The organism is Carboxylicivirga sp. (assembly GCF_982718395.1).
On record NZ_CEXQWX010000082.1, the window covers coordinates 1 to 26,690 of the forward strand.

Sequence of the window (26,690 nt, forward strand, 5' to 3'; positions counted from 1 at the left end):
ACTTTTAACGCGCTGATTTTCAATATCTATTATTTGGAGTGTTTATGTCGTGCACAAAAGAGGATGAAGGTTCAAACAATAATAAAATCAAGTATTTGAACGAGGAGTTATAGCCTAAACTATGCTGACAAGTACAAATGCAATGAAATGATTGATTTTGAAGTTGTAATAGATGATCTAATGATATTTCTGGGGTTAACTTACCAACTTATAGCTTCTTTACCATTAGCTAATAAATATTCATTGGCCCTACTAAAATGCTTGTTGCCAAAGAAACCACGATGAGCCGAAAGTGGTGATGGATGAACCGATTTTAAAATCAAATGCTTATTTGAATTAATCAATTGTGCTTTTTTCTGAGCATATGCTCCCCATAAAAGAAATACTACATTATCTAATTGATGAGCTACTTTTTTAATTACCGCATCGGTAAATTGTTCCCAGCCACGATTTTGATGGGAACCTGCATGATGCGCCTGAACGGTTAAAGTTGCATTTAACAGAAGAACGCCTTGGTGTGCCCAATGTTCCAGGTTTCCGTGATTGGGTATTTCAATCCCGACATCCGTGTTCAACTCCTTGTATATATTAACCAGCGAAGGAGGCATCTTAATGCCTTTGTTAACCGAAAAACATAAGCCATGCGCCTGCTGTGGTCCATGATATGGATCTTGCCCCAGAATAACAACCTTGGTTCGCTCAAACGGACATAAATCGAATGCATTGAAGATCTGGGCTGCAGGTGGGTAAATAGTTTTACTCCTGTATTCATTCCTGACAAAGTCAGTCAGGTTTTTAAAATATTCTGTATTAAATTCAGGTTGAAGTACCTGTTTCCAGCCAGCTTCTATTTTAACGTCCATCCTATTAAGTTGAGGTTTTTATTGTAGCAAAAATAAAGAGTATCTGACAATAAACAAGAAGGGCAGTTACAAGAATGCCTTAACTCGTCTGATGAATATATTCGAAATGCAAATATTCATCAGATGAGTAAGTTTGTCTAATTGGCCTTAATGGAAATGGCCTGCCCACCTCCCGCAGCCAATTTTAGCTCAAGTTTATCTCCATATTTCACTGCTTGTTTGGTAATGGTATAATGCTCTGGGTTAGTTAACCAATCACTCCCTTCTTTGTCGGCATAGATAATAGCTTCGTAATTTTGATCCTTATCCAGGAAATCAAGACTTATAATTAGTGTCCTTGCTTCTTCATTAGTTGCACTGCCAATTAACCAGTTCTTACCAGTACGACGTGCGGTAGTAATATATTGTCCCACTTCACCATTAAGTACTTTGGTTTCATCAAAATTGATATCTGCACTTGCAATGAATTCAAAAGCCGGGTGATTGCTATAATTATCAATAATATCACTTGCCATCTGCATGGGACTATAAAGAATAACGAAAAGAGCCAATTGTTTGGCAAGTGTTGTATGAACGCGTGTTTTGCTAATGTCTTCCGTATTCCACGCCACTCGCGCCTTCTCAAAATTCTTTAACATCACATCAAAAACTCCCGGGGTATAGTCAACCGGACCACCCAGCATACGTGTAAATGGAATCGTTACTGTATGTGAAGGCGGATTGCCATCACTCCATGCGTTCCACTCCATGCCTCTGACGCCTTCACGCGTCATCATATTTGGCCATGTACGTCTTTTCCCCGTTGGTTTAATTGGTTCATGGGCATTAATCATGATGCCATATTTAGCCGCTGTTTCAACTACCCTTTGGTAATGCTCTACCATGTATTGTCCATGATGATATTCACCTCTGGGGTAAATACCACCGGCATATCCTGTCTTAAGAGCTTTTATATCAAGATTCTTACACAGAGCAAAAGCTGAATCCATAAGGGCTTCATAACCCACTGCATCACCACCAGTTTCGTGGTGCATTATCAGCTCCACACCTTTTTCCTTAGCGTATTCCGCTACATTGATCAAGTTATAGTCCTTAGCAGGAGTAACATGGTCAAAGGCATCTTTGGCACCCCACTTATCCCAGCCTTCATTCCAGCCTTCAACTACCAATCCCTGAATATTGTTTTCACTTGCAAAATCAATATATCGCATTGTGTTTTCAGTGGTTGCACCGTGGCGATCGCCTTTCACCCATGTTTCAGTGCCAATGTGCATTCCCCACCAAATACCAACATATTTCATTGGTTCAATCCAGGATGTATCATCCAGTTTACATGGTTCATTCAGATTAACGATCATATTCGATTCAACCAGTTGAGCAGCATTGTCTGCGATGGTAATGGTGCGCCAGGGCGTTTTCAGTCCGGCTTTAGTTTTCACTTTAGAACCATCCGCCCATGGTACTAATTCTGAAATATAAGTATACTTTTTACCTTTCTCTTTAAGCTTAAGTGTCATGCCGCTATAGTCAGTTAAAGCAGCTTCGTGCAATGAAATGTGCAATCCGGAATTGGTACGCATGGTCACCGGAGTATTCACCCACTCTGCCTTGGAAAGCCGTGTTTCGTTATAAAGTTTCTCATAGGAATCAAAATCTGCCATTATCCACCAGGTGGTTGGATTACCAAGGATGGCAAACTCAGTTAATTCATCCATAATGGTGAATTCTCCCAGTTCTTTTTGTTCTGGAAATTCATATCGAAAAGCAACACCATCATTGAAAGCTCTGAAAACAACATTCATTAAAAGATCACTTGGTTCGTGATGTAACTCAAGTTTGGCTTCGTTATAGTGGTTTATATTCTCCTTTTCAGGACCCCACACTGCTGTCCATGATTCGTTTACCTCTTTCTTACTTCGATCTATTAATTTGAATCCTTTAACCAAACTTCCATATTCCTTCAGGTTAAACCCAAGAGATGATGTTTGAATGATCACCTCTTCACCTTTCATTACCTGGTATGATAGTTTCCCATTAATAAGCTGAACCGTTGTTTGGATTTTACCATCGGGTGAGTAAAGAATCTTGTTCTGTTTACAGCTTACTAATAAGGCGAAACAGATAATTATAGCAACTAATCTCATATGTTGTGTATAATTAGTTTAAATCTTAAAAATAACATCGCTTATTAGATATGGCCAGTTATATTCAGCTAATTTCAATAAAAGACTTAGAACCCGGCTAATTTTTTCGTACTAATCACGAATTGTTTAATTATTCGGTAATTTCTATCCAATTCCCATCAGGATCCAGAATGATGCTTTCGTAGTAGCCATCTCCTGTCAGGCGAGGTTCTCCCTGAATCGTGTATCCATCAGTTCGCAAACGTTCTGTCAGCATGTCAACACACTCTTTACTACCTGTTGAGAAAGCAAGATGAGCCAGACCAATTTGTTTGTTTTCTGACAGGATTGGTTTCAGTTCCGGATGGTGCATGAGTTCAATTCGTGCTCCATCCTTATGTGACATAAAATAAGATGTAAACTGCTTTGATCGATTCTCATATTTATCATTGGAGTGCATCTCAAAATACTTCTCATAAAACTTCCGAGAGATTTCAAGATTGCTTACCCATATAGCAATGTGTTCAATTTTCATTATCGTTCCTTTGGTATCAAACGGAATTCATCAAGCAAAGCTGTATTCACCTCACCATTCATATTATTATTATAATCTTCGAAAGATAGCTGAAGCTGATTTTTACCTTTCTTCAATTCAACTTCAATCAGGTTAGTATAACCCCAGTTCGACCATTCATCTTTACCGCGCTGAGGCATGACCATCACACCTGCTTTTTGTCCATTAATCCATAAGGTTCTGATGGCACATTTATTATCCGTGTTGTCGGGGCCTGAACCATTACTGTAGCGCGCCTGAACCAGATATTTACCAGGTTCTGCTACTTTGATATTTGATTGAACAGAGGTATTTGCTTTTTTGGACAGCTCGATATAGCCTTTACCATTAAATCCATTGGCTTTGATGTTTCCCTTCTTACCAAGACGAGCAGCATCAATTGAGATGGTTGATTGCGGGTAGAAAGCAATTACGTTACTGGTGAAAGATTCAGTTTTATCATTTATTGCTTTAACACAATACTCTCTATAAAATGCTGATGTTTCAGTGATATATTTCGTGTCGATGGTCGAATCAATTACTTCTCCATTACATACAACAACATAAGCATTAGCTCCTTCTACTTCATCCCAAGTTAGTTTATTGCGGTTAGTGTTTAATCTTGGTGTTTTTAATGAAAACTGATTATCAATAACATTATTTGGTGCCTGTAATGCTTCAGTCTCCTCTAATTCAATGATAATGTGATGATGACCTGTGGCATTTTTATCTACAAATGCGGAAGCCGACTGACCATTAATATGACATGACTTGATTATGGTGCCATTCCCTTTGATGGTGATATCCAAAGTGGCTTTGCGATATTTCACATTGTTTAAGCTTAGTTGCTTGCCATAACTCTGCGGGACAAAAGGTTTGAAATGTAAACCGTCTAATTCAAATTGCATTCCTGCAAAGATTCGATATACAGAGCTAAGGTAACCAGCCACACTCCAAAGCTGACGGTTCGAGTTAACTTCTGTATCTCTGAAATCACCATTGTCGGCAACCATATTCTCTTTGTTCGTTAAGAACAAGGCTGCAGCACGGTTCATCGCAGCAAGTCCCTGTTCAAGTGCAGAAGTATTTCCTGTTTTTGCACATGCCCAATTCCAGTAGGCTTGAACAAATGGCCAAATACCATTATTGTGATAAGGTGGTATTTCAGGTATTTGTGGATAAATACAAGGGATACCATAATCGACGACGGGAGTGTTGTTAATAATCTGTGATGCTTGAATATTGTTGGCAATATCGAATAAAACAGCAAATGATTCGCCCAAAGCTTCGCTACGTGGAGAAAGCATTAAATTATCACGACCATATATAAATTGTGCATAATAACCTTTGTCTTTCATCCATAATTCATCATTAATTGCCTTTTTGGTTTGTTTCGATAACTCACCATATTTAGCACCATCCTTACCCAAAAGCTTTGATATTTGGGCAAGTATGTGATAAGTCTGTGCATGGACGGTATTGGTACCCAGGCAACGTGATTCAAAGATGTCAACCCCATTCATCCAGTCTGGGTAGGTTTGCTTACGCCAATCCAGGAAGGAAGATTCTCCTTTAATCAGATTCGATCGCTTATCACTCAATGTTTGTATATCATCTTCTACTGAATTGTGAATAATCGGATAAATGGTTTCCAACCACTTCTGGTCACCAGTTACCTTATATATTTCCCAGGCTGCCAATGCCCAGGTTGTTCGATCTGAAGAGATTGGCCAGGCTCCGCCGGTACCTGTATCCTGAATAATTCGTTCGTTCTTCACCTTACGCATCAAGCTGGTCTTAGCCACCTCTGTATTGGTAAACGCATAAGCCAGTACAATAGAATAACTAACGTCGCGTGTCCATACACCGGGCCATTCTTCTCCTGTGCGAAAAGTTCCATCATCCTCAATATTCATCTCTGTCTCGTCCAACGCCAGGTTATACAAAGCATCAACTAAAGGTGTAGACGAAGTTAGCTGAGGATATGCACTGATATCATTTTGCAGTTTCCATTCCTTAGCCGTAAAATAATCTGGATTATATGGATTTAGGCTGATTGTTATTTCAAAAATGCCATCACCATTTTCATCTATTAACTGACGATCAATTCGACCATTCAGATTATCGAAATCCCAACCTAACGGAGCCAGATTACCCGCTACATAAATGCCATTAAAATCTTCCTTATAGATCTTATGTCCGTTATAGGTTTTAAAAAAACCTTGATCATCAAAAGAATTGACAATTGCCTTGGCATCTACCTTAATGGTTAATGGTGTATTGGGATCTATACTACCAGTTGGTGCAGTAGAAACCTCATCACTATGACGTTTACCGAAAGTTAATGTAGGTAGCTGGATTTTACCTTCAGCATTGGGTTGAAGCAAGAAAGTATGGTTGATTCCAATGGGTAGTTCGTTGTCTTTACCATTGATAGCAAATTTGAACTCAATAAAATTAGGAAATGTTGCATTTGCAGGGCTCTGATAGTCAGAAGTAATATGCGTTGGTGAATGAACCGTTGCTGTATTATTGCCCTGAATAACCTTATCCTTGAAGATTGTATAGTTTTTGCCCTGATAAACAGTTGTTTGTTCTTGCTGACAGCTAACTAATACAATAGCCATCAGAAGTAATAATACTTGCCTCATAGTTGTGTTTATAGATTAACAGAATAGACCTGCAAATTACTTAGACAAGAACGAAATAGCAAGTTGGTAGTTTGTTATACTTTGATTAGCAATTAGCTATAAAGACAAGATTAATAATAAAATCTTTCGCAAACGATTGAAAAATGTAATTGCCAACCCAAACGGTTTGGGCGTATAAGCCCATACTCTTTGGACTAATAAGGAACAACACCCTGGACTTATAAGGTGTGATGACCTGGGCTTATAAGGTTCAACAATATGGGTGGGCTTATTACCTCAATCATAAAATAAAAAAAGCGACAGGGATGATTCTCTGTCGCTTTTAATGAAATATTTAAACTACTTTTTACAAAGTTGCTTCAATCCAAGTCCATCCAGAGATGTCAACTGGAGTTGCATCTTTACCAGAGTTAAGCGTGTAGTAATACTTGTCTGCAACATTTTGATTAGTTGCATCAGCGTCTCCTCCATCGATTTGAACATTAGCAAGCTCTCCATTATCTTTCATGTCAAGGTCAACGTCGTAACCAGAAAGGTGTAAACCAGTAATTGAAGCTCCTGAAGTACTCTTGAACTGAAGGGCGATACCACCAGTCTGTGAGATTGCAGTTACATTCTTGAAAGTAGGATTAGCATTATCCTTGTCACCTTCGAAAGCAGTGGAGAATCCTTCAATTTCATGCAAGATGTAAGTATTCTCTACCATACCACTCCACTCTTCAGTCCAGTCAACAGCGTCATCTTCACAGTTCTCTAGGTAAAGATTAGTTACCTCAGCAGCACCACCAAAGAACTCAATACCATCATCAGCACCATTGATTACAGCGATATTGTTAAGTAGTGTTTTAGATCCAACAGCATATAAAGAAACACCATTGTACTGAGCTTCATCATTGATCTGTGCACCTGTTCCTTTAATTACCAAGTATGATACATTACCTGAGTCATCTTCGTTATCATTACCTCCGTAAACAAAACCACCAACTTCGGCTGTGGCATTTGCTCCGGCACTTGTTACACCTTTACCACAAATGGTTAAACCACCCCAATCACGAGGATTACCATCTGCAGAAGCCATAATTACTGGTTGATCAGCTGTACCGTTAATAAAAATCTGACCACCCATTAAAACAGCAACATAAATATCAGTACCGCCAGCTACAGCAGTAATTTTAGTACCTGCAGGGATTGCTAATGAAGCACCATCTTTAATAATTAGAGCTTCGTCAAGAGTGTATGCAACACTAGCATCTAAAGTCCAGACACCTGTAACTTCACCACCTAAAGTATTACCTGGCCATACTTTAACAACATCAGCATCAACCCAAGTCCATCCTGAGATATCCAGAGGATCAGCATCTTTACCTGAATTCAAAGTATATTTACTTGATTCACCAGAAATTAAGCTACCGTCTGCTGCAGCACCGTCAATAGTTACATTAGATAGATTACCACCATCTTTCATATCAAGATCAACGTCATAACCATTTAGGTGTAATCCAGTAATAGTACCTCCAGAAGTACTTTTGAACTGAAGAGCAGTACCACCAGTTGTAGAAACAGCTGTGATATTGGTAAATGTTGGGTTGTTATTGTCTTTATCTCCTTCGAATGCGGTAGAGAAACCTTCAATAGTATGTTCAATGTAAGCGTTGGTAACAGAACCATTCCATTCTTCTGTCCAGTCAATTGCATCATCCTCGTTGTTCTGAAGGAATAGGTTAGTCACATTTACAGAACCACCAAAGAACTCAACACCATCATCAGCACCGTTGATAACGGCCAGATTGTTTACAGTAGTTCCATATCCAACAGCGTAGAAAGAAACTCCATTATATTGGGATTCATCGTTAATCTGTGCTCCGGTACCTTTGATAACCAGATAGTCAATATTACCTGAATTATCGGCAGGATCAGTACCACCATATTTAAAATCACCCACTTCAGCTGTTGAATTTGCACCAGAACTAGTTACTGCTTTACCACAAATGGTTAAACCACCCCAATCACCAGGATTACCATCCTTAGATGCCATTACTACAGGAAGATTTGAGGTACCATTAATTTTAATTTTACCTCCCATAAGTACTGCGATATAAACATCAGTTCCGCCAGCTTTTGCAACAATGTTTGTACCAGCTTCAATTGTTAAAGTGGCACCATCGGCTACAATAAAGAATCCCTCTAGCTGGTACGACATTGATGAGCTCAATGTGTAATCAGACTTAAGAGTACCTTGCATAATACCGAGTTCAAGGTTGTCAATAACATCCTGATCTGGTCTTGGATCGTCATCATCATCATTACAACCAGTTAATACTGGTGCAACAAACAAAGCAATTGCAAATACTTTAAAAAGTAACTTTTTCATTTTAGTTTAATTTAGGATATTAAATATCAGATATTAATTCAAATCTATTTTTATCCCCATGCTTAACTGAATTCCCTTCTCGTATGAGCTTACCACTTCCGTTCTTGGAGCAAGATTATCTCCATTAAGAGGAACAATTAACTGGGTTTGTTTAATTTCAGGATTAAGAAGGTTCTTACCTGTGAATTTCAGAGAAACTCTGTTAGATAGTTTTTTACTTAAAACTAAGTCAAGTGTGAAAAATCCTTTCTCGATTATTTCTTCATTAAAAAAGCGATCACTATTATTTTGATCTTCTGGTGCACCCAAAGAGAATACCTTATCAGATGAATAATTTCCCGAAACAGTTGCTGAAAAACGCTTCGGTTTATTATTAGTATAGCTTAGGGCACCATTGAAAATAAACTCTGAAGCTCCCTGAAGATCAACCTCAGTTCTATTGTTATACTGGAATTCTTCTAATAAATCCTGTTCAAACCACATTTTCGTTGCATTCAGTGTTAGGTCTAAACCTGGCATCTCTGTTGTTTGTGGTTTAACAATGTCAAATCTTGTTTCTAACTCAAGTCCAAATACATTAGCTTGTTCTCCTGTGTTGGCAAAGTAGAAATAACCTGATGAACCTCTGGTTTGAGCCCTGTTGATTGGATCATTAATGATTTTATAGAAACCTGTTGCAGAGAATAACTGTCCAGCTGAAGGGTACATCTCCCACTTAACATCCAGGTTATAATTCTCAGAAATTTCAAGTTCAGGATTACCTTTTGTTATACGACCTGTAGGTGATACATATTCAAATGGAGCGATTTCTTTAAACTCAGGCAGTGTTAATGTTTTACTTGCTGCCAAACGTAAAGCGCTTTTTTCGCTTAGTTCGTATTTAAGGTTTAATGCAGGTAGAATGTTATTATATGTATTTGATGTACTTCCTTTTCTTCCGACCCAGTTTGCTACATCCCAATCCACATCCAATTGGTCCATTTCATATCTTACTCCAACATTACCTGACAATTTGTTTAAATCAAAACCGAAACTTGCGAAACCTGCAAAAACATAAAGTTTGCCATTATAAAGATCAGGTACCCCTTCTCTAATTCTTAAAGTTCCATCTTGGTATAAAGTCTCGTCAAGAAAAACTTCATCCATATTATCTAAAGACTCCATGTCAACGCCACGTCCAACAACACCAACAGATAATGAATTAAAATCTCTTTTCTTATAGCGGAAGTTACCGCCAAAATCAAGTTTTAACTTTTTGTTTTCTTCATCAAGAAATTTGAACTCGTCATTTATGAAGCCATTGATTTCTGAATCCTCAATATTCTGCAATGATTTCCTTTGTTGATAATCACCAACATAAGCCAACGCAAATCTTCCATTATCAAGAATATTACCTTGATTACGTATACGGTTTGGTTCTTCAGCATGTACAGTGTTGTATCCAAGTCCCCACTTTAATAGGTTTTTATCATTGAAATTGTGCTTGCCTAATACCTGGTTGATAAAAAGTGTGGTTTGTTTTAGGTTTTGATCTCTTACAAAGGCAGCTTCTTCTTGCGGATCCTGATCATATTGAAAGCCTTCTCCATTTCTTCCACTTTCGTATAATAAGTCAGTGGTTTTATGAACAAATAAACTATTGAAGTTAATACTGTGATTATCATTTAAATCATAGCCAAGATTTAATAGTCCAGTTGTATTATATTCTGTTTCAAATTCTTCAATATCATTATAACTGTTTCTTAATACATTCATACGATAGCCCTGAAAACTTCCGGTCCTGTATTCTGAGGAACCAGATTGTGATATCGTAGCAAAAACTGTGAGGTCTTTGTCAAATAATTTAACTCTCTTCCCTCCTAAAATGGATACACCATAATTCAATGGAACACTTTTCTTTACCGTATTCCAACTTTGCTGTGTAATAGCATCTAAAGTATTATAAGGTGCAGAATAATAACCCAATGTTTGATCATTCAGGTTTTGAGTTCCTTTAAAATTACTGAAGACATCATTTGAGAATATATTTGTATTTGCTCCACCAGACACTCCAAGAGTTACTTTTTCAGTGAATGTTTTAGAGCTAATGTCTACCGCACCTGAAGTTAAATCAGCGTAGTTTTGAACAGAATAAGTTTTGCTAATTCCAATATTACTAATTACATCAGTTGAAAATAAATCAAGATCAATATTCTTTCTTTCAACATCATCTGAAGGAATAGGAAGTCCATTCATAGTGGTTGTCAAATAGCGATCACCCAGACCCCTAATGTATACATCGCCTGATCCTTCACTTTGTGCAACACCAGATATTTTTGACGTTGCATCAGCAGCATCTGAAACACCAAGGCTCGACATTTGTTTTGCTCCAATGCTTTCTTTAATAAATGAAGCATTTTTCTGCTCCAGCATCAAAAAGTTTTCTGATTCGCGGTTAGCTTTTGCAACTATCTTAACTTCGGCAAGATCCATTTCTGACTCTCCCATAAGAAAGTTAAGAACAGTTTCTTCACCTTCTGTAATAACAACACCTTCCTTAACCTGTGCTTCGTAAGAAATGTACTGGCAACGAATGGTGTAAGTACCTGGCTCTAATGGTGGCATAGTATAATCACCCATAAAGTCGGTTGTTGTACCTGTGGTAGTGCCTTCAATGACAATAGCAGCTCCGATGAGCTCTTCTCCTGTTTTACTGTCAGTTATTTTCCCTTTTAGTATCCCCGTTTGTGCAAATCCCTGTGTAAGACTTGTCAGACAAAGAATAACAATTCCTAATACTTGTCTTTTCATTTTTTTCCTCGCAATAATTCAAATATTTCAAGGGCAAATGTATTGCAAGGTCATAGCATGACCGATAAGAATGAATTAATTGAACTTTAAATATGTGTTAAGCAGAAAAGTGATGTATAGAATTGATTATCAGTCTATAGATATATGATTGAGATATGATCTCATCAGTTAACATTGGACAAATTAATACAGACTTAACAGCAGATTAACATTAGAGCTGCTACATGACTATAAAAAGAAATAATTCTTTAAAAAAACGTAACAAAAACTCAAAAGCAATGATTTTAGAAAAGAATATCGAATTTTCTTAACTATTTGATCGATAAGACATAACAAAATCACGGTGTGCTTTCAATAAGTTGATAGAATATAAAAGGACATTTTTTGTTTCTGCCAACACATCCATAAACAAAATACTAACGCGTGTGCGACCTTCTCCCTTTTGAATGCGTTTTATCTGATTACGTCTCAAAGAATCTTGAAATCCTATCAGGAAGTTTTGCTTGGTAATCATCTCATTAAGAAGTTCAAATTTTTGTTCTTTCTCAACATGTATAATGTGATTAAAATAACCCATGACTTCATCCAATAATTCCTGAAAATCATTACGTTGAGATTTGGTCATGCCCTTATGTTGGTTTTCAATGTGCTCATAAAGAGGCTGAGTAATGTTGGTCAGGCATCCAACCAGTTCGGTCAGGTAATCAAAAGCCTGAATAAAGTACTGTCCCGAATCAATTCCTTCTTCGCTTACCTTGGCATAAGCATAGAAAAATTTAGATTTACTGCTTCGGGTATACTTATCTAGCAATAAAGCTTTGTTATGTGCTCCATGTAGCTGCCTTACATCCTCATCTATAAAACCTTGCAAGCATAGATAAAACACTTTTGAAGCTTCTTGCAGTTGATGTCTGATTTGTTCGTTCCCCGATTCCATCAAGTGTTCCAGGTTGTTGTCTATCTCATCCTGAAACTCTTCTTTTAGCACTCTTTTCTCTTCCTGTTTGCGCTTATGATATTTATGAGTCATTACAAGAGAAGTAATAACTAAAACCATTAAGGCAATTGCAGCAACCCATTCGCCATACCAAATTAAATAGGTAAACAGAAACGCTCCAATAAAGGCTAAACATGCTGTAAAAAACCATCCGCCCAAAATTGACAGAACACCCGATACCCTATAGACAGCACTCTCACGTCCCCATGCTTGATCAGCCAACGACGACCCCATGGCTACCATAAATACAACAAAAGTTGTGGATAAAGGAAATTGCATGTATGTTCCCAATGAAATAAGAATACTTGCCACAACAAGGTTAACACTTGCCCTGATGGTATCAAAGTAAATAACTCCATCTTCGGTATTGGCTTCTATACTTTCAGCTTTCTTATAGCGCGAATCAAAAAACGAAACCATTTTTTTGGGCAGAAAGCCTACCACAATACTGTGTAATTGCAAAAAATTACGCACTATTACACGCGACAAATGTGATGGTTCGAATCGCTCATAGCCAATTGATTGACGACCAAGATATACTTCTGTCTCTGTAACACTTCGCGCTTTTTTAGATTTAAATAATGTGACGGTCATTATAACAGCCGACATCATGAAAATTAATGTATATGTATAATCGTTAATGATGTCTTTACGAACCATTCCATCGCTCATAAAACTCATTGAAAATGTCTCAGGTGAAGAATGCCCTGAAGTTAAAAAGGCCTTAAAGCCCTCAACTGCCGATAATGGAATTCCAATGAAATTAACCAGATCATTTGCCGCAAATGACATTGCAAGGGCAAACGTGCCGAACAAAACCACTATGCGCGGTATCTCAACATTATAAGAGAGGCTTAGAAAGAGGAACAGGAATGTTGAAAGAGCAAATATTCCAAAAAGTATTTCACTTTGATTGTTTACAACCGTTTCAAACCAAGGATATGTGTCAAACAAGCTGGTATCGCCCAGGCCCTTCTTTAAAATCATAAATGCAATAACTGTTATTGCCAACCCACCAACAACAGCAAATAAATATTTAAAACGTTTCCTGTAATTGAAACTAAATACCACGCGCGTAAAAAACTGCACGATTATCCCAACAATAAAGGCCAGAAAAATTGACAATAGAATTCCTGCCAAAATAACAAAAGCCTTATCCGTATTGATCATCTGTTCTACCTCTATACCATCAATTTTTGCCTCTCTGTTTTTAATAATGGATAAGGCCATGGCACCTCCCAGTAATTCAAATACAATGGCAATAGTTGTAGAAGTTGGAAAACCCAAAGTGTTAAATCCGTCAATAAGTATTATATCAATAAGCATTACGGCAATAAACACCGTTATCAGTTCTGTAAACGCAAAGCTGGATGGATATATGACCCCTTTACGTGCAACTTCCATCATGTTAGCTGAGAGCAAGGAACCAATCAGTAGTCCGATTGCAGCCACCCAATAAACCACTCTTCGTCTGGCTGCCCGCGAACCAATAGCAGCATTAAGAAAATTAACTGCGTCGTTTGAAACACCAACAACAAGATCAATTACAGCCAATAAACCCAAAAGAACAACTGCTATCCAAATAAATATCATAATAGTATTTTAACGTCAAATATAGGAGCTAGACCACATGTACTCTATAAGCCAATGTTAATTTTGCATTATCATCCCATAAGGTCTGTTTCGTACAAATGTATCTAATATCAGTAATGTAACGAAATGTATGCTTAACATTGTTTTAACGTACTCAATTATTATCCCAATTGATTATTAAGGCAATAATTCCTATAACTTTGTTGAAACAACATTATAGTACTTTGGTGTATAATGATTCTGCATCATTGACAATTGAATTAAGAGAAAGAACTATGAAAACTCTTGAACCACAAAAGATAGCCGGTTTTGTAGCCATTGGTTTTTTAATACAGGCTTTTGTTTTTTTTGGTGTTAATTACTACAGTCCTAACCTATTTTATTCATTAGCTATATCAGTACCAATATTTTTTGCAATTTCATTTGCCTTGGTTAATTACTTTATTAATTCATTCATCCATTCTAAAATAAGACCGCTGTATCAGACCATTTACGGGCGCGGTACAGGTGAGGAGGAGATTAAGGCTTCCGGTTCAGATGATGATATCTTATCCACCGTTAATCGCGAAGTTGTCAGTTGGATGCATGATCGAAATCAGGAAATACAGGAGTTGAAGCAGATGGAGAAATACCGCAAAGAATTTCTCGGCAATGTTTCGCATGAACTTAAAACACCTATCTTCAATATTCAGGGGTATATATTAACGTTATTAGATGGTGGGATCGATGATCCTAATATTAACATGCGTTACCTGACGCGTACCGAAAAGAGTATTGATCGGATGATTTCAATTATTGAAGATTTGGAATCAATATCGAAACTGGAAGCAGGTGAGTTGCAATTAAATGTCGAAACATTTAGCCTTGTGCAATTGGTAGATGATGTTTTTGAACTACAGGAAATTCGTGCTCAGCAGAAAAATATTAAATTGCACTATGGCCAGGGAAGCAATTTGCCTTTAATGGTCAATGCTGATAAACAAAGAATATTTCAGGTTGTTAGTAATTTGATTGTTAATTCAATAAATTACGGCAAGAAAGACGGCTCTACCAAAGTGAGTTTTTACGATATGGATAATCGAATATTGGTTGAAGTGAGTGATACAGGAGTTGGAATTGCAGAAGAGGATCTGCCACGGATTTTTGAACGCTTCTATAGGGCAGATAAAAGCAGAAGTCGCGAACAAGGTGGTACTGGGTTAGGTTTGGCTATTGTTAAGCATTTGATTGAAGCACACGGACAAAGGATTAATGTTCGAAGTGTTGTAGATGAAGGAACTGTCTTCACCTTTACACTTCAGAAAGCTCCTTAATATTATTTTAACGTAACAATAACCTATACGAAACTATTTGTTAAACTCATTACTTACTTTCGTATAAAAAGTATTTATAATGAATGTAGAAAATTACAAAGTTCTTTTGGTCGACGATGAGCCGGATATTCTAGAGTTTATTAGTTATAATATGCAAAAGGAAGGCTTTCAGGTCTTAACCGCGACCAATGGACAGGAAGCTATTAAAGTGGCGCAAGCAGAAATACCCGAATTAATTATTCTGGATGTAATGATGCCGGAAATGGATGGAATAGAAACATGTGAGGAACTTAAAAAAATCCCATCCTTAAAAAATTCCATTGTAGCTTTTCTTACTGCAAGAGGTGAAGATTACTCACAAATTGCCGGTTTTGACGCTGGTGCCGATGATTATATAACAAAACCCATCAAACCAAAAGTGTTAATATCACGGGCCAAAGCATTATTGAAGCGCTATAGGGTCGATGATGCTGCTCCAGAACCGGTTGATGACCAAATCATTAAAATCGGAGATTTAACAATTGACAGGGAACGATACCTAATTATTAATGAAGGAGAAGAGCTCATTTTACCTAAAAAGGAATTCGAATTACTGGTTCTTCTGGCATCTAAACCTGAAAAGGTATTTACCCGCGACGAAATATACAACACTGTTTGGGGAGATAATATTATTGTAGGTGATCGAACAATAGACGTGCACATACGAAAATTACGTGAGAAGATTGGACAAGAGCACATTAAGACAATTAAAGGAGTAGGTTATAAGTATGTTGTTTAATGTATTTGTGCGGATACTTTGTTAAGCTACATTTCATTGGTGTTGGCAAACAAAAGCAATTTCCTTACTTTTATACATGATTTTAAATCGTTACAATGATTTTTTTGTTGTTCACGCACAAACTTATTTATATGAGGAAATTGTCTAATGTTCTTATAATCGCAGCTCTTTTAATTGGGGCTGGATGTAAAGACAAACCAGCAAAACAACCACAAAAACCTGTTAAGACTGAGGTAGTTCAAAAGAAAGTTGTTAAAGACACAGTTAAACAGGAGGTAGAGAAACCAGAGGTGAAAGAAGTAGTTCCTGAACCGCCAAAACCAGCAGATAAATACTTTTTAATTGCCGGTAGCTTTGCCAAAGAACATAATGCCAATGTTTTTAAATCCAAATTAGAGGCAGAGGGATATCAGGCTCAGGTTATTGAACGACCTGGTGGACCTAATGGCGAATTCTTTAAAGTATCTTACATGTCGTTTTACGATAAAAAAGAAGCCTTATCTGAACTAAAAACTGCAAGGAATAATGCCGGACAAGAAGATGTCTGGTTACTCATCAAGAAATAATAATAAAAAAAGAGCTTGCTAGTGCAAGCTCTTTTTTTGATCTTAATAGTGTTTAGTTCGTTTTGAACTCATACTTTACTTCTTTCAATTCTTCGTTTGCTTTTACAATTTTCTCTTTTAAGCTTTCTTTAAAATCAGCTAATTTTTGAGAAATTTCAGCATCACCTGTTGCAATCATCTGAGCTGCTAAAATACCCGCATTTTGTGCACCATTGATACCAACTGTTGCCACAGGGATTCCCGGAGGCATTTGTGCAATTGATAATAAAGCATCCATTCCGTCAAGACTAGCGTTGATTGGTACTCCAATTACCGGAATTTTTACCATCGAAGCAATTACACCAGGAAGGTGAGCTGCCATTCCGGCCGCAGCGATTATAACTTTAACACCTCTGTCCTCAGCACTTTTTGCGAATGCTTCAACTTGCGCAGGAGTTCTGTGTGCTGAAAGTGCATTAATCTCGAATGGAACTTTCAGATCATTTAAGAAATCAGCCGCCTTCTTCATCACTGGAAGATCCGACGTGCTTCCCATAATAATACTAACTTTTGGTTGCATAATCATCAATTTATTTGTTGTTAAAAATTCTCTGTAAGAACCTTTCGTTAATTTTTTCCCGGCACAAAAATAATTAAGAAAGCATTATAATCATGTGGTTATCTTTATTTTTTATACTTTTGCAGCTTAAAATCCAGACTTTTATTTAATTATTGAATAATTTGCCAGTGTAATTATCTAAATTTCAGATGATAACATTTGGCATTGGTATTTTTTAAACCAAATAAAAAAAGAAGCAATGAGCCGAGTTAAGTTGTTAGATAGAGAATTTGAGTTGTCGATATCTGAGGAAAAATTGCTAAAAGCAGTAGATCAGGTGGCCGAGAAAATGAATGCAGAGCTTGAAGGAAAAAATCCATTGATGGTTTGTGTATTAAACGGCTCATTTATGTTTGCTTCTGATTTAATGAAGCGTCTGACAATCCCATGTGAAATCAGCTTTGTTAAATTATCTTCTTATTCGGGAACTGGCTCAACTGGGAAAGTAAAGGAATTGATTGGTTTAAATGAAGATATCTCCGGCAGGACAATCGTTTTGCTCGAGGACATTGTCGATACAGGTTTGACAATTATCAATACCGTTGAACAGGTAAAACAAATGGGACCTGCAGATGTTAAAGTAGCGACCATGTTGTTTAAGCCTGAGGCATGTAAACATGATGTGAAGTTGGATTATGTGGGGATGGATATTCCAAATGATTTTATTGTGGGATATGGTTTGGACTACGACGGTTACGGAAGAAATCTAAAAGACATATATACAGTAGTAGAATAACATCTATTTATTTATTTTTAAGGAGTAACGAACATGCTCAATGTTGTCATCTTTGGCGCACCTGGATCGGGAAAAGGTACGCAAAGCAAATTAATAGCAGAGAAATTTAATTTAGCTCATGTTTCTACAGGCGAACTTTGTAGAAGAGCTATTCATAATAACACACACGAAGGTGTAATAGCGAAAAGCTATATCGATAAAGGTGAGTTAGTTCCTGATGAAACCATTATTGATATGTTGGATGCTTTTCTTGAAAAATTACCTATCGATCAGGGCATTATCTTCGATGGTTTTCCGCGTACAGTAGCTCAGGCCGAAGCTCTTATTGAGATTATGAAGGAGCATGGCACAAAAGTTAAAGTGTTGCTTAACCTGGAAGTTGAAAAAGATGAATTGCTTGCTCGTTTATTGAAACGTGCCGAAACAGAAGATCGCTCAGACGATAATATGGAGACTATTAAGAAGCGTCTTGAGGTTTACGAAAAGCAGACTCTTCCTGTAATCGAGTTCTATAGAAAGAAACGTTTGTACAAGCCAATTAAAGGCGTTGGAAATATTGACGACATTTTTGCTCGTATTTCTGAGGTATTAAACGAGCTGAAGTAGTAATATTTAACGATATTTGAGCCACGGTAATTTGTTGCCGTGGCTTATTGTGTTTTAAAGAATTAGGTATGGCGAGTTCGAACTTTGTTGATTACGTTAAGATATTCTGTCGCTCTGGTAAAGGAGGAGCAGGATCAACTCACCTGCGTCGTGAGAAATTTGTTGCGATGGGTGGACCTGATGGTGGTGATGGAGGACGTGGAGGACACGTGATTGTGAGAGGTAATCGTAATACCTGGACTTTATTACACTTAAAATACAAGCGTCACGTATATGCAGGTCATGGAGAAAACGGCAGCAAACAGCGTTCTACAGGTGCCGATGGTGAAGATAAAATTATTGAAGTACCATTGGGAACCATTGCCAAGGATGCTGAAACAGGTGAAGTGCTTTTTGAAGTGACCGAGCATGATCAGGAGCAAATCCTGGTAAAAGGTGGACGCGGAGGTCTTGGTAACTGGAACTTCAAATCAGCCACTAATCAAACTCCTCGCTATGCTCAGCCAGGCGAAGATGCCGTTGAAATGGCCGCCATTCTGGAATTAAAAGTATTAGCAGATGTTGGCTTGGTGGGTTTCCCTAACGCAGGTAAATCAACATTGCTATCAGTAGTTTCTGCTGCTAAACCAGAAATTGCCGATTACCCGTTTACTACATTGGTACCCAATCTGGGTATTGTATCATACCGTGACCATCAATCATTTGCCATGGCAGATATCCCCGGAATCATTGAAGGAGCCAGCGAAGGCAAAGGGTTGGGAATCCGATTTCTGCGTCACATCGAACGTAACTCCATTTTGCTATTTCTTGTACCCGCAGATGCTGAGGATATAAAAAAGGAATACCAGATTCTTTTAAATGAACTGAAACAGTATAATCCTGAGCTGCTGGATAAAGGCCGAATGCTGGCTATCTCCAAATCAGATATGCTGGATGAAGAACTGATGGAGGAAATTGAAAAAGATTTACCTCAGCTACCTTATGTTTTTATATCTTCGGTCGCCAATGAAGGCATCACTGAACTGAAGGATATGATATGGAAGCAACTAATGGCCGCCAACGAATAGAGCAAATTCAAGTAGGTTATCAACAAGGTTTAATAGAGTGGCAGAGTAAAGAAGATAAGCTAAAAAAGCAGTTTATCTTTAATGCCTGGTCACGTCTGACAGCGTTCGTATCTGCATTTGCCTTGCCTTTTACGTTCTTTGAGAATTGGTCAGCAAGCTTTTTTTCAATATTCGCAGCTTGTTTAGGGAGTTTCTTTTGGTTGGTTTGGCGAGCCAATAAGATAACATCAGAGCGAAACTACATTGCTCATCGGATGGCACTTTTACGAAAAGAACTTAGCTGCTTTTCAGAAGAATGGACCAAAGAAGAGAGCGGATCTGAATTTACCGAACCTGATCATAATTATGCTCACGACCTGGATCTTTTTGGCAAAGGATCGTTGTTCCAGTTCATTAACCGAACTGCTACTAAAGGCGGCTTAGAAAGATTAGTCCATAAACTTAAAACAATTTCACTATCTGCTTCTGAGATAAAAGCGCGACAAGAAGCGATTAAAGAGTTATCATCTTTGGATGAATTTCGTCAGCACTTTTATGCCTTAGGAGCAACTGTGGCTGAGAGTAATAAACGTAATCGGCAACAAGACCTTACTCAACAACCGGATTTAAGCTTTATTTCAGGTGCAACAAAAGCGACAATAATTGCTTTTTTATTAGTCGAGGTTATCAGCATCTCATTGTCAGTTGCTAGTGTAATAGGTTTAGATATGATTGTGTACTTGTTTTTTGCAGGACTGACAATTGTAGGATCTAAACTTAAGAAAATAAATAAAGTACATTCTGAAGTAGCATCCTTAGGTAATTATCTGCAAAGATACTCGAAGCTTATCAAGCATGTTGAACAAACAAAAATGCATGCCAAATACCTTAACCAAATTAAAGATCAACTCAAGACTGATGGATTAACCGCAAGTGAGGTAACAGAACAACTTGGAAAACACATTAAACGATTCGACCAGCGGTTAAACATGTTACTTGGTGTCATTATAAATGGCTTTTTCTTGTGGGACTTAATCATCTGTTTGCAATTAAAAAATTGGTACAAAAAACATGGGAAGCAATTGATTGTATGGATTGACACCTTACATGAAATCGAAGCATTAAATAGTTTAGCTACTTTTGCTTTTAACAACCCATCATATACCTATCCTGAATTATCGGACAATACAATATTTACAGCTAAAGAACTTGGGCACCCGCTAATACCTTTTAACGAAAGGATCTGTAATAATTTTAGCTTTGATAATGAACAACGGATCTGTGTTGTGACCGGAGCTAATATGGCAGGGAAAAGTACTTTCTTGCGAACAGTTGGGGTGTCTTTGGTATTGGCAGGAAATGGTTGTGTGGTTGCAGCGGACAAATTTGTTTATAAGCCGTTACCATTCATAACCAACATGCGGGCAATTGACAACCTATTGAAACATGAGTCCTATTTCTTTGCAGAACTGAGCAGGTTACAAATGATATTGGAACATTTAAAGGAAAATGGTGAGCTGTTTTTTATATTGGATGAAATCCTGAAAGGGACCAATTCACTGGATAAATATCAGGGCTCGATGGCACTTATCAAGCAATTGCTAAAACATAATGGCTGTGGCCTTGTAGCAACGCATGATTTAGAACTTGGTCAATTGGCCGATCAAACCAATGGACAAGTTTTCAACAACTGCTTTGAAGTAAGCTTTGATGATAGTGGATTAAGTTTTGATTATAAACTCAGAACAGGTGTTACCGGAAGTCATAATGCAACCTATTTAATGGAAAAAATGGGACTGATTCCAAGCGAAAACGTACGCTACTAATAGGGTTTGAATCTGCAATTGTTGAAAAAGAAATTACCAAACAATCCTTGTTTTAATTATATTTGGATGGTTTTCCGCAATAAGCGGACCTTCACTTTTCCATATTAATTAGTTGATTTTTAAGTATGAGTAGTCAAAATACACAGAACTATTCCGAAGATACTATCCGAACGCTGGACTGGAAAGAACACATCCGTCGCCGTCCGGGGATGTATATTGGTAAGTTGGGAGATGGAACCTTTGCCGATGATGGTATTTACGTGTTACTTAAAGAAGTAATGGATAATTCCATCGATGAATTTATGATGGGCAATGGTAAAAAAATTGAAGTTACCGTACAGGAAGGGCGTGTGACCGTTCGCGATTATGGTCGTGGTATTCCACTTGGGAAAGTGATTGATGTGGCCTCCAAAATGAATACCGGTGCAAAATATGATTCCAAGGCTTTTAAGAAGTCGGTAGGTCTGAACGGTGTTGGTATTAAAGCGGTAAATGCCTTAAGTACAGAATTTACTGTACAAGCGTATCGCGAGGGTGATACAAAACGAGTTGAATTTAGCCGGGGAGAAGTGCTTGCCGATCATGAATTAAATTCCTCAACGGAAAGGAACGGAACATTTATATCGTTTACACCTGATACGAGCATTTTTGAAAATTACCAGTTCAGAGATGAATATATAGAAACACTGCTACGCAATTATACTTATCTGAACAAAGGCTTAACCATCGTTTATAACGGAAAAACTTTCCAGAGTAAAAATGGATTACTTGACTTACTTAATGAAAACATGGATGCAGAAGGTTTGTATCCAATTATTCATGTAGAAGGTGAAGATTTAGAAATTGCTATAACACATGGTAACCAGTATGGCGAAGATTATTATACGTTTGTTAATGGTCAGCACACCACACAAGGTGGTACACATTTGGTTGCTTTTCGTGAAGCTTACGTAAAAACCATACGTGACTTTTATAACAAGAATTTCGATGTATCAGATATTCGCACCGGAATTATTGCTGCGGTCAGTATTAAGGTTGAAGAACCTGTATTCGAATCTCAGACAAAAACCAAATTGGGTTCGAAAGACATTGGTCCAAAAGGGCCGTCTGTACGTAATTTTATCCTTGATTTTGTAACAGAACATCTGGATAACTACCTGCATAAACATCCTGAAACTGCAGAAGCACTTCTGAAAAAGATTCTGGAATCTGAAAAAGAGCGCAAGGCTATTTCAGGTATTAAAAAGTTGGCCCGCGAACGTGCAAAAAAAGTAAGTCTTCACAATAAGAAGCTACGCGATTGTCGTATTCACTACACAGATATTAAAAAAGAAGAAAACAGCGATAGTTCAATCTTTATAACGGAGGGAGACTCAGCTAGTGGATCAATCACCAAAGCTCGTAACGTTAATTCTCAGGCTGTATTTAGCTTGAAAGGAAAACCATTAAATAGCTTTGGCTTGACTCGAAAAGTAGTGTACGAGAATGAGGAGTTCAACCTCCTTCAGGCAGCTCTGGATATTGAAGATGGTTTAGAATCATTACGTTACAATCATGTTATCATCGCAACAGATGCCGATGTTGATGGCATGCACATTCGTTTGCTGTTATTAACATTCTTTTTGCAGTTTTTCCCTGAACTGGTGAAGAACGGGCACTTATATATCTTGCAGACACCACTCTTCAGGGTACGTAATAAGAAGAAAACTTTCTATTGCTATTCGGATGAAGAGAAGTTGTCCGCTGTTAAAAAATGTGGGTCAAAACCTGAGATTACCCGATTTAAGGGTCTTGGAGAAATTTCTCCGGATGAGTTTAAGCATTTTATAGGAAAAGATATCCGCCTGGAAAAAGTGCGATTAAAGAAAGATGTTCCGGTAAAAGATCTTTTGACATTTTATATGGGCAAAAACACACCCGACCGGCAAAATTTTATTATCGATAACCTAGTTGTTGAAGAAGACCTTGTTACCCAGGAATAATTAATTAAGGAAGAATGAGTTTCGACGATACTAACACCCCAGATTTACCGGAGGAATTACCTTCGGAGTCATCAGAAAATCAGGCTAAAGAGGAGCACCATCTTTGGGATGCAGATATGACTTCTATTAATCATTTACCGGGCATGTACCGTGAGTGGTTCCTTGATTATGCATCCTATGTTATTTTGGAGCGTGCCGTTCCGCATATTAACGATGGATTAAAACCGGTACAACGCCGTATCCTTCATGCCATGCGTCGTATGGATGATGGCAGATACAATAAAGTGGCCAACATCATAGGTTTTACAATGCAGTTTCACCCGCATGGTGATGCGTCCATCGGAGATGCTTTGGTACAACTGGGACAAAAGGATTTATTGATAGATTGTCAGGGTAATTGGGGTAACGTGTTTACTGGTGATAGTGCCGCGGCGCCTCGTTATATCGAGGCTCGTCTAACCAAATTAGCACAGGAAGTCGTTTTCAATCCGAAAACCACGGAATGGAAGTTAAGTTACGATGGACGAAACAATGAGCCCGTGACTCTGCCTGTGAAATTCCCATTATTACTGGCACAGGGAGTTGAAGGTATTGCCGTCGGTCTGGCATCCAAGTTACTGCCTCACAACTTCAATGAGTTGATTGATGCTTCTGTAGCTTATCTTGAAGAAAAGCCATTTGAGATATTTCCGGATTTCCCAACCGGAGGTATGATTGATGTATCTCGCTACAATGATGGATTACGCGGTGGAGCAGTAAAAGTAAGAGCTAAGATCAACAAGGTGGATAGCAAAACCTTGATGATTTCAGATATTCCTTTCGGTAAGAACACTACATCGTTGATTGAATCGATTCTGAAAGCCAACGATAAGGGAAAGATTAAGATTAAAAAGATTGATGATAATACGGCCGAGAACGTAGAGATTCTGATTTACCTGCCTAATGGATCATCGCCCGATAAGATGATCGATGCCTTATACGCCTTTACCGATTGCGAAGTATCAATCTCTCCCAATGCCTGTGTGATTCAGGACAACAAACCTTATTTTATAGGGGTAAGCGAGATCCTGAAAGAAAACACCGATAACACGGTTCACCTGCTGACTCGTGAACTGGAGATTCGCAAAGGTGAATTGGAAGCGGCATGGCACATGTCTTCATTGGAACGCATCTTTATTGAAAATAAGATTTACCAACGAATCGAAGATTGTGAAACCTGGGAAGCAATTATTCAGACCATTGATCATGGTTTGGAACCATTTAAGCCATTGCTTCGCCGTGAAGTCACACGTGAAGATATTACCAAGTTAACCGAGATTAAGATTAAACGGATCTCTAAATTCGATGCTAAGAAAGCAGACGAGTACATTGCTTCTTTAGAGGAAGAAATGGAACAGATAGATTATCATCTGGCTAATATCATTCCATATTCAATCGATTATTATAAACGAATTAAGAAGCAATTCGGTAAAAATTTCCCTCGTAAAACAGAGATCAGGAGTTTTGCCAATATCGAAGCTTCTAAAGTGGTAGTTAAAAACGAAAAACTATACATCAATCGCGAGGATGGCTTTATCGGAACATCATTGAGGAAAGATGAGTATGTGTGTGATTGCTCGGACATTGATGATATTATCATCTTTTATAAAGATGGAAAATACACCATTAGAAAAGTTTCGGATAAGGCCTTTGTAGGCAAAAATATTATCCACATCGCTGTGTTTAAAAAGAACGATAAACGCACCATTTATAATGCTGTTTATCGCGATGGGAAGGCAGGCAACACCTATATGAAGCGCTTTGCAGTAACAGGTGTGACACGTGATAAAGAATATCATATAACCAAAGAATCTCCAGGTTCAAAACTGATGTACTTCAGTGCCAATCCAAACGGTGAATCTGAAATTCTGAAAGTAGTACTTCGTCCAAAAGCGCGTATTCGCAACCTGGTGTTTGATGTCGATATGGGCGAGTTGGCCATTAAAGGTCGTGCGGCCATGGGTAACATCCTAACCAAATATGAGGTGAGAACGATTTCCCTCAAGAAGAAAGGTGAGTCAACGCTTGGCGGTCGTAAAATCTGGTTTGAGCATGAAACATTACGTTTAAATGCCGATGGTCGTGGTCAGTTCCTTGGAGAATTCCACGGTGGTGATCAGGTAATGGTTATCACCAAAGATGGTAAGTACTTCCTCACCTCTTACGATCTGAGCAACCATTATGAAGACAACATTCTCATCATAGAGAAATATCGGAATGATGTGGTTTGGTCGGCCGTATATTTTGATGCCGAGCAGGATTATTACTACGTGAAGCGTTTCCAGTTTGAGAACTCCAATAAGAAACAGTCGTTCATTGGTGATAATCCTAAATCACGATTGGTTAAGATCATGCATGTGGATTATCCGCGTCTGGAAGTTAAGTTTGGAGGTGATGATAAGCTACGCGAAAAACTGATTGTTGAGGTCGCTGAGTTTATCGGGGTAAAAAGCTTCAAGGCTAAAGGTAAACGCCTGACAACCTACCAGGTATCTAAAATTCATGAGTTGGAGCCATTGATTAAAGATGAACCAAAACCAGAAGGCGTGAGTGATGATGGAGATCTGCCTGAAGAGGATGATAAAAACCAAATGTCACTTTTCGAATAGAAAAGCATGGAGATAAAACGCATTTTCTTAATCGGCTTTATGGGTAGTGGAAAATCCACGCTTGGTAAACGGCTTAAAACCGAACTGGGCTGGGATTTCCTCGATCTGGATGACTATTTTGAAGAGCGTTACCAAACTACGATCAAACAATATTTTGCTGATTTTGGTGAAGATGCGTTTCGTGAAGCTGAGAAGAAAATGCTTTCAGAGGTTATTCATAAGGATAAACTTATTATTGCAACAGGCGGTGGAACCCCATGTTATTTCGATAATATAGATACAATGAATACCAATGGCTTGACAATTTACATCAAACTTTCAGTTGAAACCATTGTAGGTCGTTTAAGCGGAGCAAAACAAGTCAGGCCCTTAGTGATTGGAAAGACAGGCGATGAATTGAAAAGTTTTATCTCAGAAAAGCTGTTGGAACGTGAACCATTTTATAGTCAGGCAAAAGTAATTGCCGATGGCGATATTTTGGGTGTGGAAGGTTTTGTTCGCATCATTGAGGCTTCAGGCAAGTTGGTGAAATAGGTATGCAAATTCAAAATTCACCTCATGTAATTTCAAAGTTTATATCTGGATAATTCAAAGTAAACATGTGTAATTGATTGGTAATGTGAGGTGTTAAAGTTGTCTTTTGTATGTGC

The 26,690-nt window shown here is 38.0% G+C and carries 18 protein-coding genes; 10 read left to right on the forward strand and 8 right to left on the reverse strand.

Annotated features, from left to right (window positions below):
* Positions 1–200 precede the first annotated feature (200 nt).
* The 7 genes from ung to AC4MRQ_RS15130 form a co-directional block, all read right to left on the reverse strand.
* Positions 201–863, reverse strand: a complete 663-nt coding sequence (ung, locus tag AC4MRQ_RS15100) for a uracil-DNA glycosylase (RefSeq protein WP_491198524.1) — start codon at positions 861–863, stop codon at positions 201–203.
* Positions 864–1,000: 137 nt separating this feature from the next.
* Positions 1,001–3,007 carry a glycoside hydrolase family 97 protein gene (locus AC4MRQ_RS15105; protein WP_491198525.1) on the reverse strand — a complete coding sequence of 669 codons (2,007 nt, stop codon included), beginning with the start codon at positions 3,005–3,007 and terminating at the stop codon, positions 1,001–1,003.
* 130 nt (positions 3,008–3,137) lie between these two features.
* Positions 3,138–3,521, reverse strand: coding sequence for a VOC family protein (locus tag AC4MRQ_RS15110; RefSeq protein ID WP_491198526.1), 384 nt, complete (start codon positions 3,519–3,521; stop codon positions 3,138–3,140).
* A complete protein-coding gene (locus AC4MRQ_RS15115; RefSeq protein ID WP_491198527.1) occupies positions 3,521–6,190 on the reverse strand; it encodes an alpha-L-rhamnosidase-related protein in 2,670 nt (889 codons plus the stop codon). The genes AC4MRQ_RS15110 and AC4MRQ_RS15115 overlap by 1 nt, the downstream gene beginning before the upstream one ends.
* Before the next feature lie 346 nt (positions 6,191–6,536).
* Positions 6,537–8,561: a beta-helix domain-containing protein gene (locus AC4MRQ_RS15120; protein WP_491198528.1), complete on the reverse strand. Its 2,025-nt coding sequence runs from the start codon at positions 8,559–8,561 to the stop codon at positions 6,537–6,539.
* Positions 8,562–8,594: 33 nt separating this feature from the next.
* Entirely contained in the window at positions 8,595–11,351 is a 2,757-nt protein-coding gene (locus AC4MRQ_RS15125; RefSeq protein ID WP_491198529.1) for a TonB-dependent receptor, read from the reverse strand.
* A 307-nt stretch (positions 11,352–11,658) separates the two neighbouring features.
* The gene (locus AC4MRQ_RS15130; protein ID WP_491198530.1) at positions 11,659–13,941 is read right to left on the reverse strand and encodes an inorganic phosphate transporter; all 2,283 of its coding nucleotides are present in this window, start codon (positions 13,939–13,941) and stop codon (positions 11,659–11,661) included.
* 275 nt (positions 13,942–14,216) lie between these two features.
* Here AC4MRQ_RS15130 and AC4MRQ_RS15135 point away from each other — a divergent pair, with 275 nt between their 5' ends.
* From AC4MRQ_RS15135 to AC4MRQ_RS15145, 3 genes are all read left to right on the forward strand, one after another.
* On the forward strand, positions 14,217–15,254 hold the full coding sequence (locus AC4MRQ_RS15135; protein ID WP_491198531.1) for a sensor histidine kinase: 1,038 nt from the start codon (positions 14,217–14,219) through the stop codon (positions 15,252–15,254).
* Positions 15,255–15,333: 79 nt separating this feature from the next.
* A complete protein-coding gene (locus AC4MRQ_RS15140) occupies positions 15,334–16,032 on the forward strand; it encodes a response regulator transcription factor (RefSeq protein WP_491198532.1) in 699 nt (232 codons plus the stop codon).
* 131 nt (positions 16,033–16,163) lie between these two features.
* Complete coding sequence (locus AC4MRQ_RS15145; RefSeq protein WP_491198533.1) at positions 16,164–16,598, forward strand: SPOR domain-containing protein; 435 nt, start codon at positions 16,164–16,166, stop codon at positions 16,596–16,598.
* 52 nt (positions 16,599–16,650) lie between these two features.
* Here AC4MRQ_RS15145 and purE read toward each other — a convergent pair whose 3' ends face one another.
* Positions 16,651–17,157, reverse strand: coding sequence for a 5-(carboxyamino)imidazole ribonucleotide mutase (gene purE / locus AC4MRQ_RS15150; protein ID WP_491198534.1), 507 nt, complete (start codon positions 17,155–17,157; stop codon positions 16,651–16,653).
* Positions 17,158–17,395: 238 nt separating this feature from the next.
* On the opposite strand from purE, the gene hpt reads away from it, so the two are divergent.
* The 7 genes from hpt (at position 17,396) to AC4MRQ_RS15185 (ending at position 26,574) form a co-directional block, all read left to right on the forward strand.
* A complete protein-coding gene (hpt, locus tag AC4MRQ_RS15155) occupies positions 17,396–17,932 on the forward strand; it encodes a hypoxanthine phosphoribosyltransferase (protein ID WP_491198535.1) in 537 nt (178 codons plus the stop codon).
* Between the two features lie 33 nt (positions 17,933–17,965).
* Positions 17,966–18,538, forward strand: a complete 573-nt coding sequence (locus tag AC4MRQ_RS15160) for an adenylate kinase (protein ID WP_491198536.1) — start codon at positions 17,966–17,968, stop codon at positions 18,536–18,538.
* A gap of 68 nt (positions 18,539–18,606) precedes the next feature.
* Positions 18,607–19,605 (forward strand): GTPase ObgE, encoded by a 999-nt coding sequence (obgE, locus tag AC4MRQ_RS15165; RefSeq protein WP_491198537.1) that lies wholly within the window; start codon positions 18,607–18,609, stop codon positions 19,603–19,605.
* Positions 19,575–21,410, forward strand: coding sequence for a MutS-related protein (locus AC4MRQ_RS15170; protein WP_491198538.1), 1,836 nt, complete (start codon positions 19,575–19,577; stop codon positions 21,408–21,410). Before obgE ends, AC4MRQ_RS15170 begins: the two co-directional genes overlap by 31 nt.
* Before the next feature lie 125 nt (positions 21,411–21,535).
* Positions 21,536–23,392, forward strand: a complete 1,857-nt coding sequence (locus tag AC4MRQ_RS15175; protein ID WP_491198539.1) for a DNA topoisomerase IV subunit B — start codon at positions 21,536–21,538, stop codon at positions 23,390–23,392.
* A gap of 14 nt (positions 23,393–23,406) precedes the next feature.
* Complete coding sequence (locus AC4MRQ_RS15180; RefSeq protein ID WP_491198540.1) at positions 23,407–26,040, forward strand: DNA gyrase/topoisomerase IV subunit A; 2,634 nt, start codon at positions 23,407–23,409, stop codon at positions 26,038–26,040.
* Between the two features lie 6 nt (positions 26,041–26,046).
* A complete protein-coding gene (locus tag AC4MRQ_RS15185; protein WP_491198541.1) occupies positions 26,047–26,574 on the forward strand; it encodes a shikimate kinase in 528 nt (175 codons plus the stop codon).
* Positions 26,575–26,690: the final 116 nt, after the last annotated feature.

Excerpts from the sequence above, each read along its gene's own strand:
- ung (WP_491198524.1), bottom strand. The coding sequence starts at position 863 with ATGGACGTTAAAATAGAAGCTGGCTGGAAACAGGTACTTCAACCTGAA.
- AC4MRQ_RS15105 (WP_491198525.1), bottom strand. The coding sequence starts at position 3,007 with ATGAGATTAGTTGCTATAATTATCTGTTTCGCCTTATTAGTAAGCTGT.
- AC4MRQ_RS15110 (WP_491198526.1), bottom strand. The coding sequence starts at position 3,521 with ATGAAAATTGAACACATTGCTATATGGGTAAGCAATCTTGAAATCTCT.
- AC4MRQ_RS15115 (WP_491198527.1), bottom strand. The coding sequence starts at position 6,190 with ATGAGGCAAGTATTATTACTTCTGATGGCTATTGTATTAGTTAGCTGT.
- AC4MRQ_RS15120 (WP_491198528.1), bottom strand. The coding sequence starts at position 8,561 with ATGAAAAAGTTACTTTTTAAAGTATTTGCAATTGCTTTGTTTGTTGCA.
- AC4MRQ_RS15125 (WP_491198529.1), bottom strand. The coding sequence starts at position 11,351 with ATGAAAAGACAAGTATTAGGAATTGTTATTCTTTGTCTGACAAGTCTT.
- AC4MRQ_RS15130 (WP_491198530.1), bottom strand. The coding sequence starts at position 13,941 with ATGATATTTATTTGGATAGCAGTTGTTCTTTTGGGTTTATTGGCTGTA.
- AC4MRQ_RS15135 (WP_491198531.1), top strand. The coding sequence starts at position 14,217 with ATGAAAACTCTTGAACCACAAAAGATAGCCGGTTTTGTAGCCATTGGT.
- AC4MRQ_RS15140 (WP_491198532.1), top strand. The coding sequence starts at position 15,334 with ATGAATGTAGAAAATTACAAAGTTCTTTTGGTCGACGATGAGCCGGAT.
- AC4MRQ_RS15145 (WP_491198533.1), top strand. The coding sequence starts at position 16,164 with ATGAGGAAATTGTCTAATGTTCTTATAATCGCAGCTCTTTTAATTGGG.
- purE (WP_491198534.1), bottom strand. The coding sequence starts at position 17,157 with ATGCAACCAAAAGTTAGTATTATTATGGGAAGCACGTCGGATCTTCCA.
- hpt (WP_491198535.1), top strand. The coding sequence starts at position 17,396 with ATGAGCCGAGTTAAGTTGTTAGATAGAGAATTTGAGTTGTCGATATCT.
- AC4MRQ_RS15160 (WP_491198536.1), top strand. The coding sequence starts at position 17,966 with ATGCTCAATGTTGTCATCTTTGGCGCACCTGGATCGGGAAAAGGTACG.
- obgE (WP_491198537.1), top strand. The coding sequence starts at position 18,607 with ATGGCGAGTTCGAACTTTGTTGATTACGTTAAGATATTCTGTCGCTCT.
- AC4MRQ_RS15170 (WP_491198538.1), top strand. The coding sequence starts at position 19,575 with ATGGAAGCAACTAATGGCCGCCAACGAATAGAGCAAATTCAAGTAGGT.
- AC4MRQ_RS15175 (WP_491198539.1), top strand. The coding sequence starts at position 21,536 with ATGAGTAGTCAAAATACACAGAACTATTCCGAAGATACTATCCGAACG.
- AC4MRQ_RS15180 (WP_491198540.1), top strand. The coding sequence starts at position 23,407 with ATGAGTTTCGACGATACTAACACCCCAGATTTACCGGAGGAATTACCT.
- AC4MRQ_RS15185 (WP_491198541.1), top strand. The coding sequence starts at position 26,047 with ATGGAGATAAAACGCATTTTCTTAATCGGCTTTATGGGTAGTGGAAAA.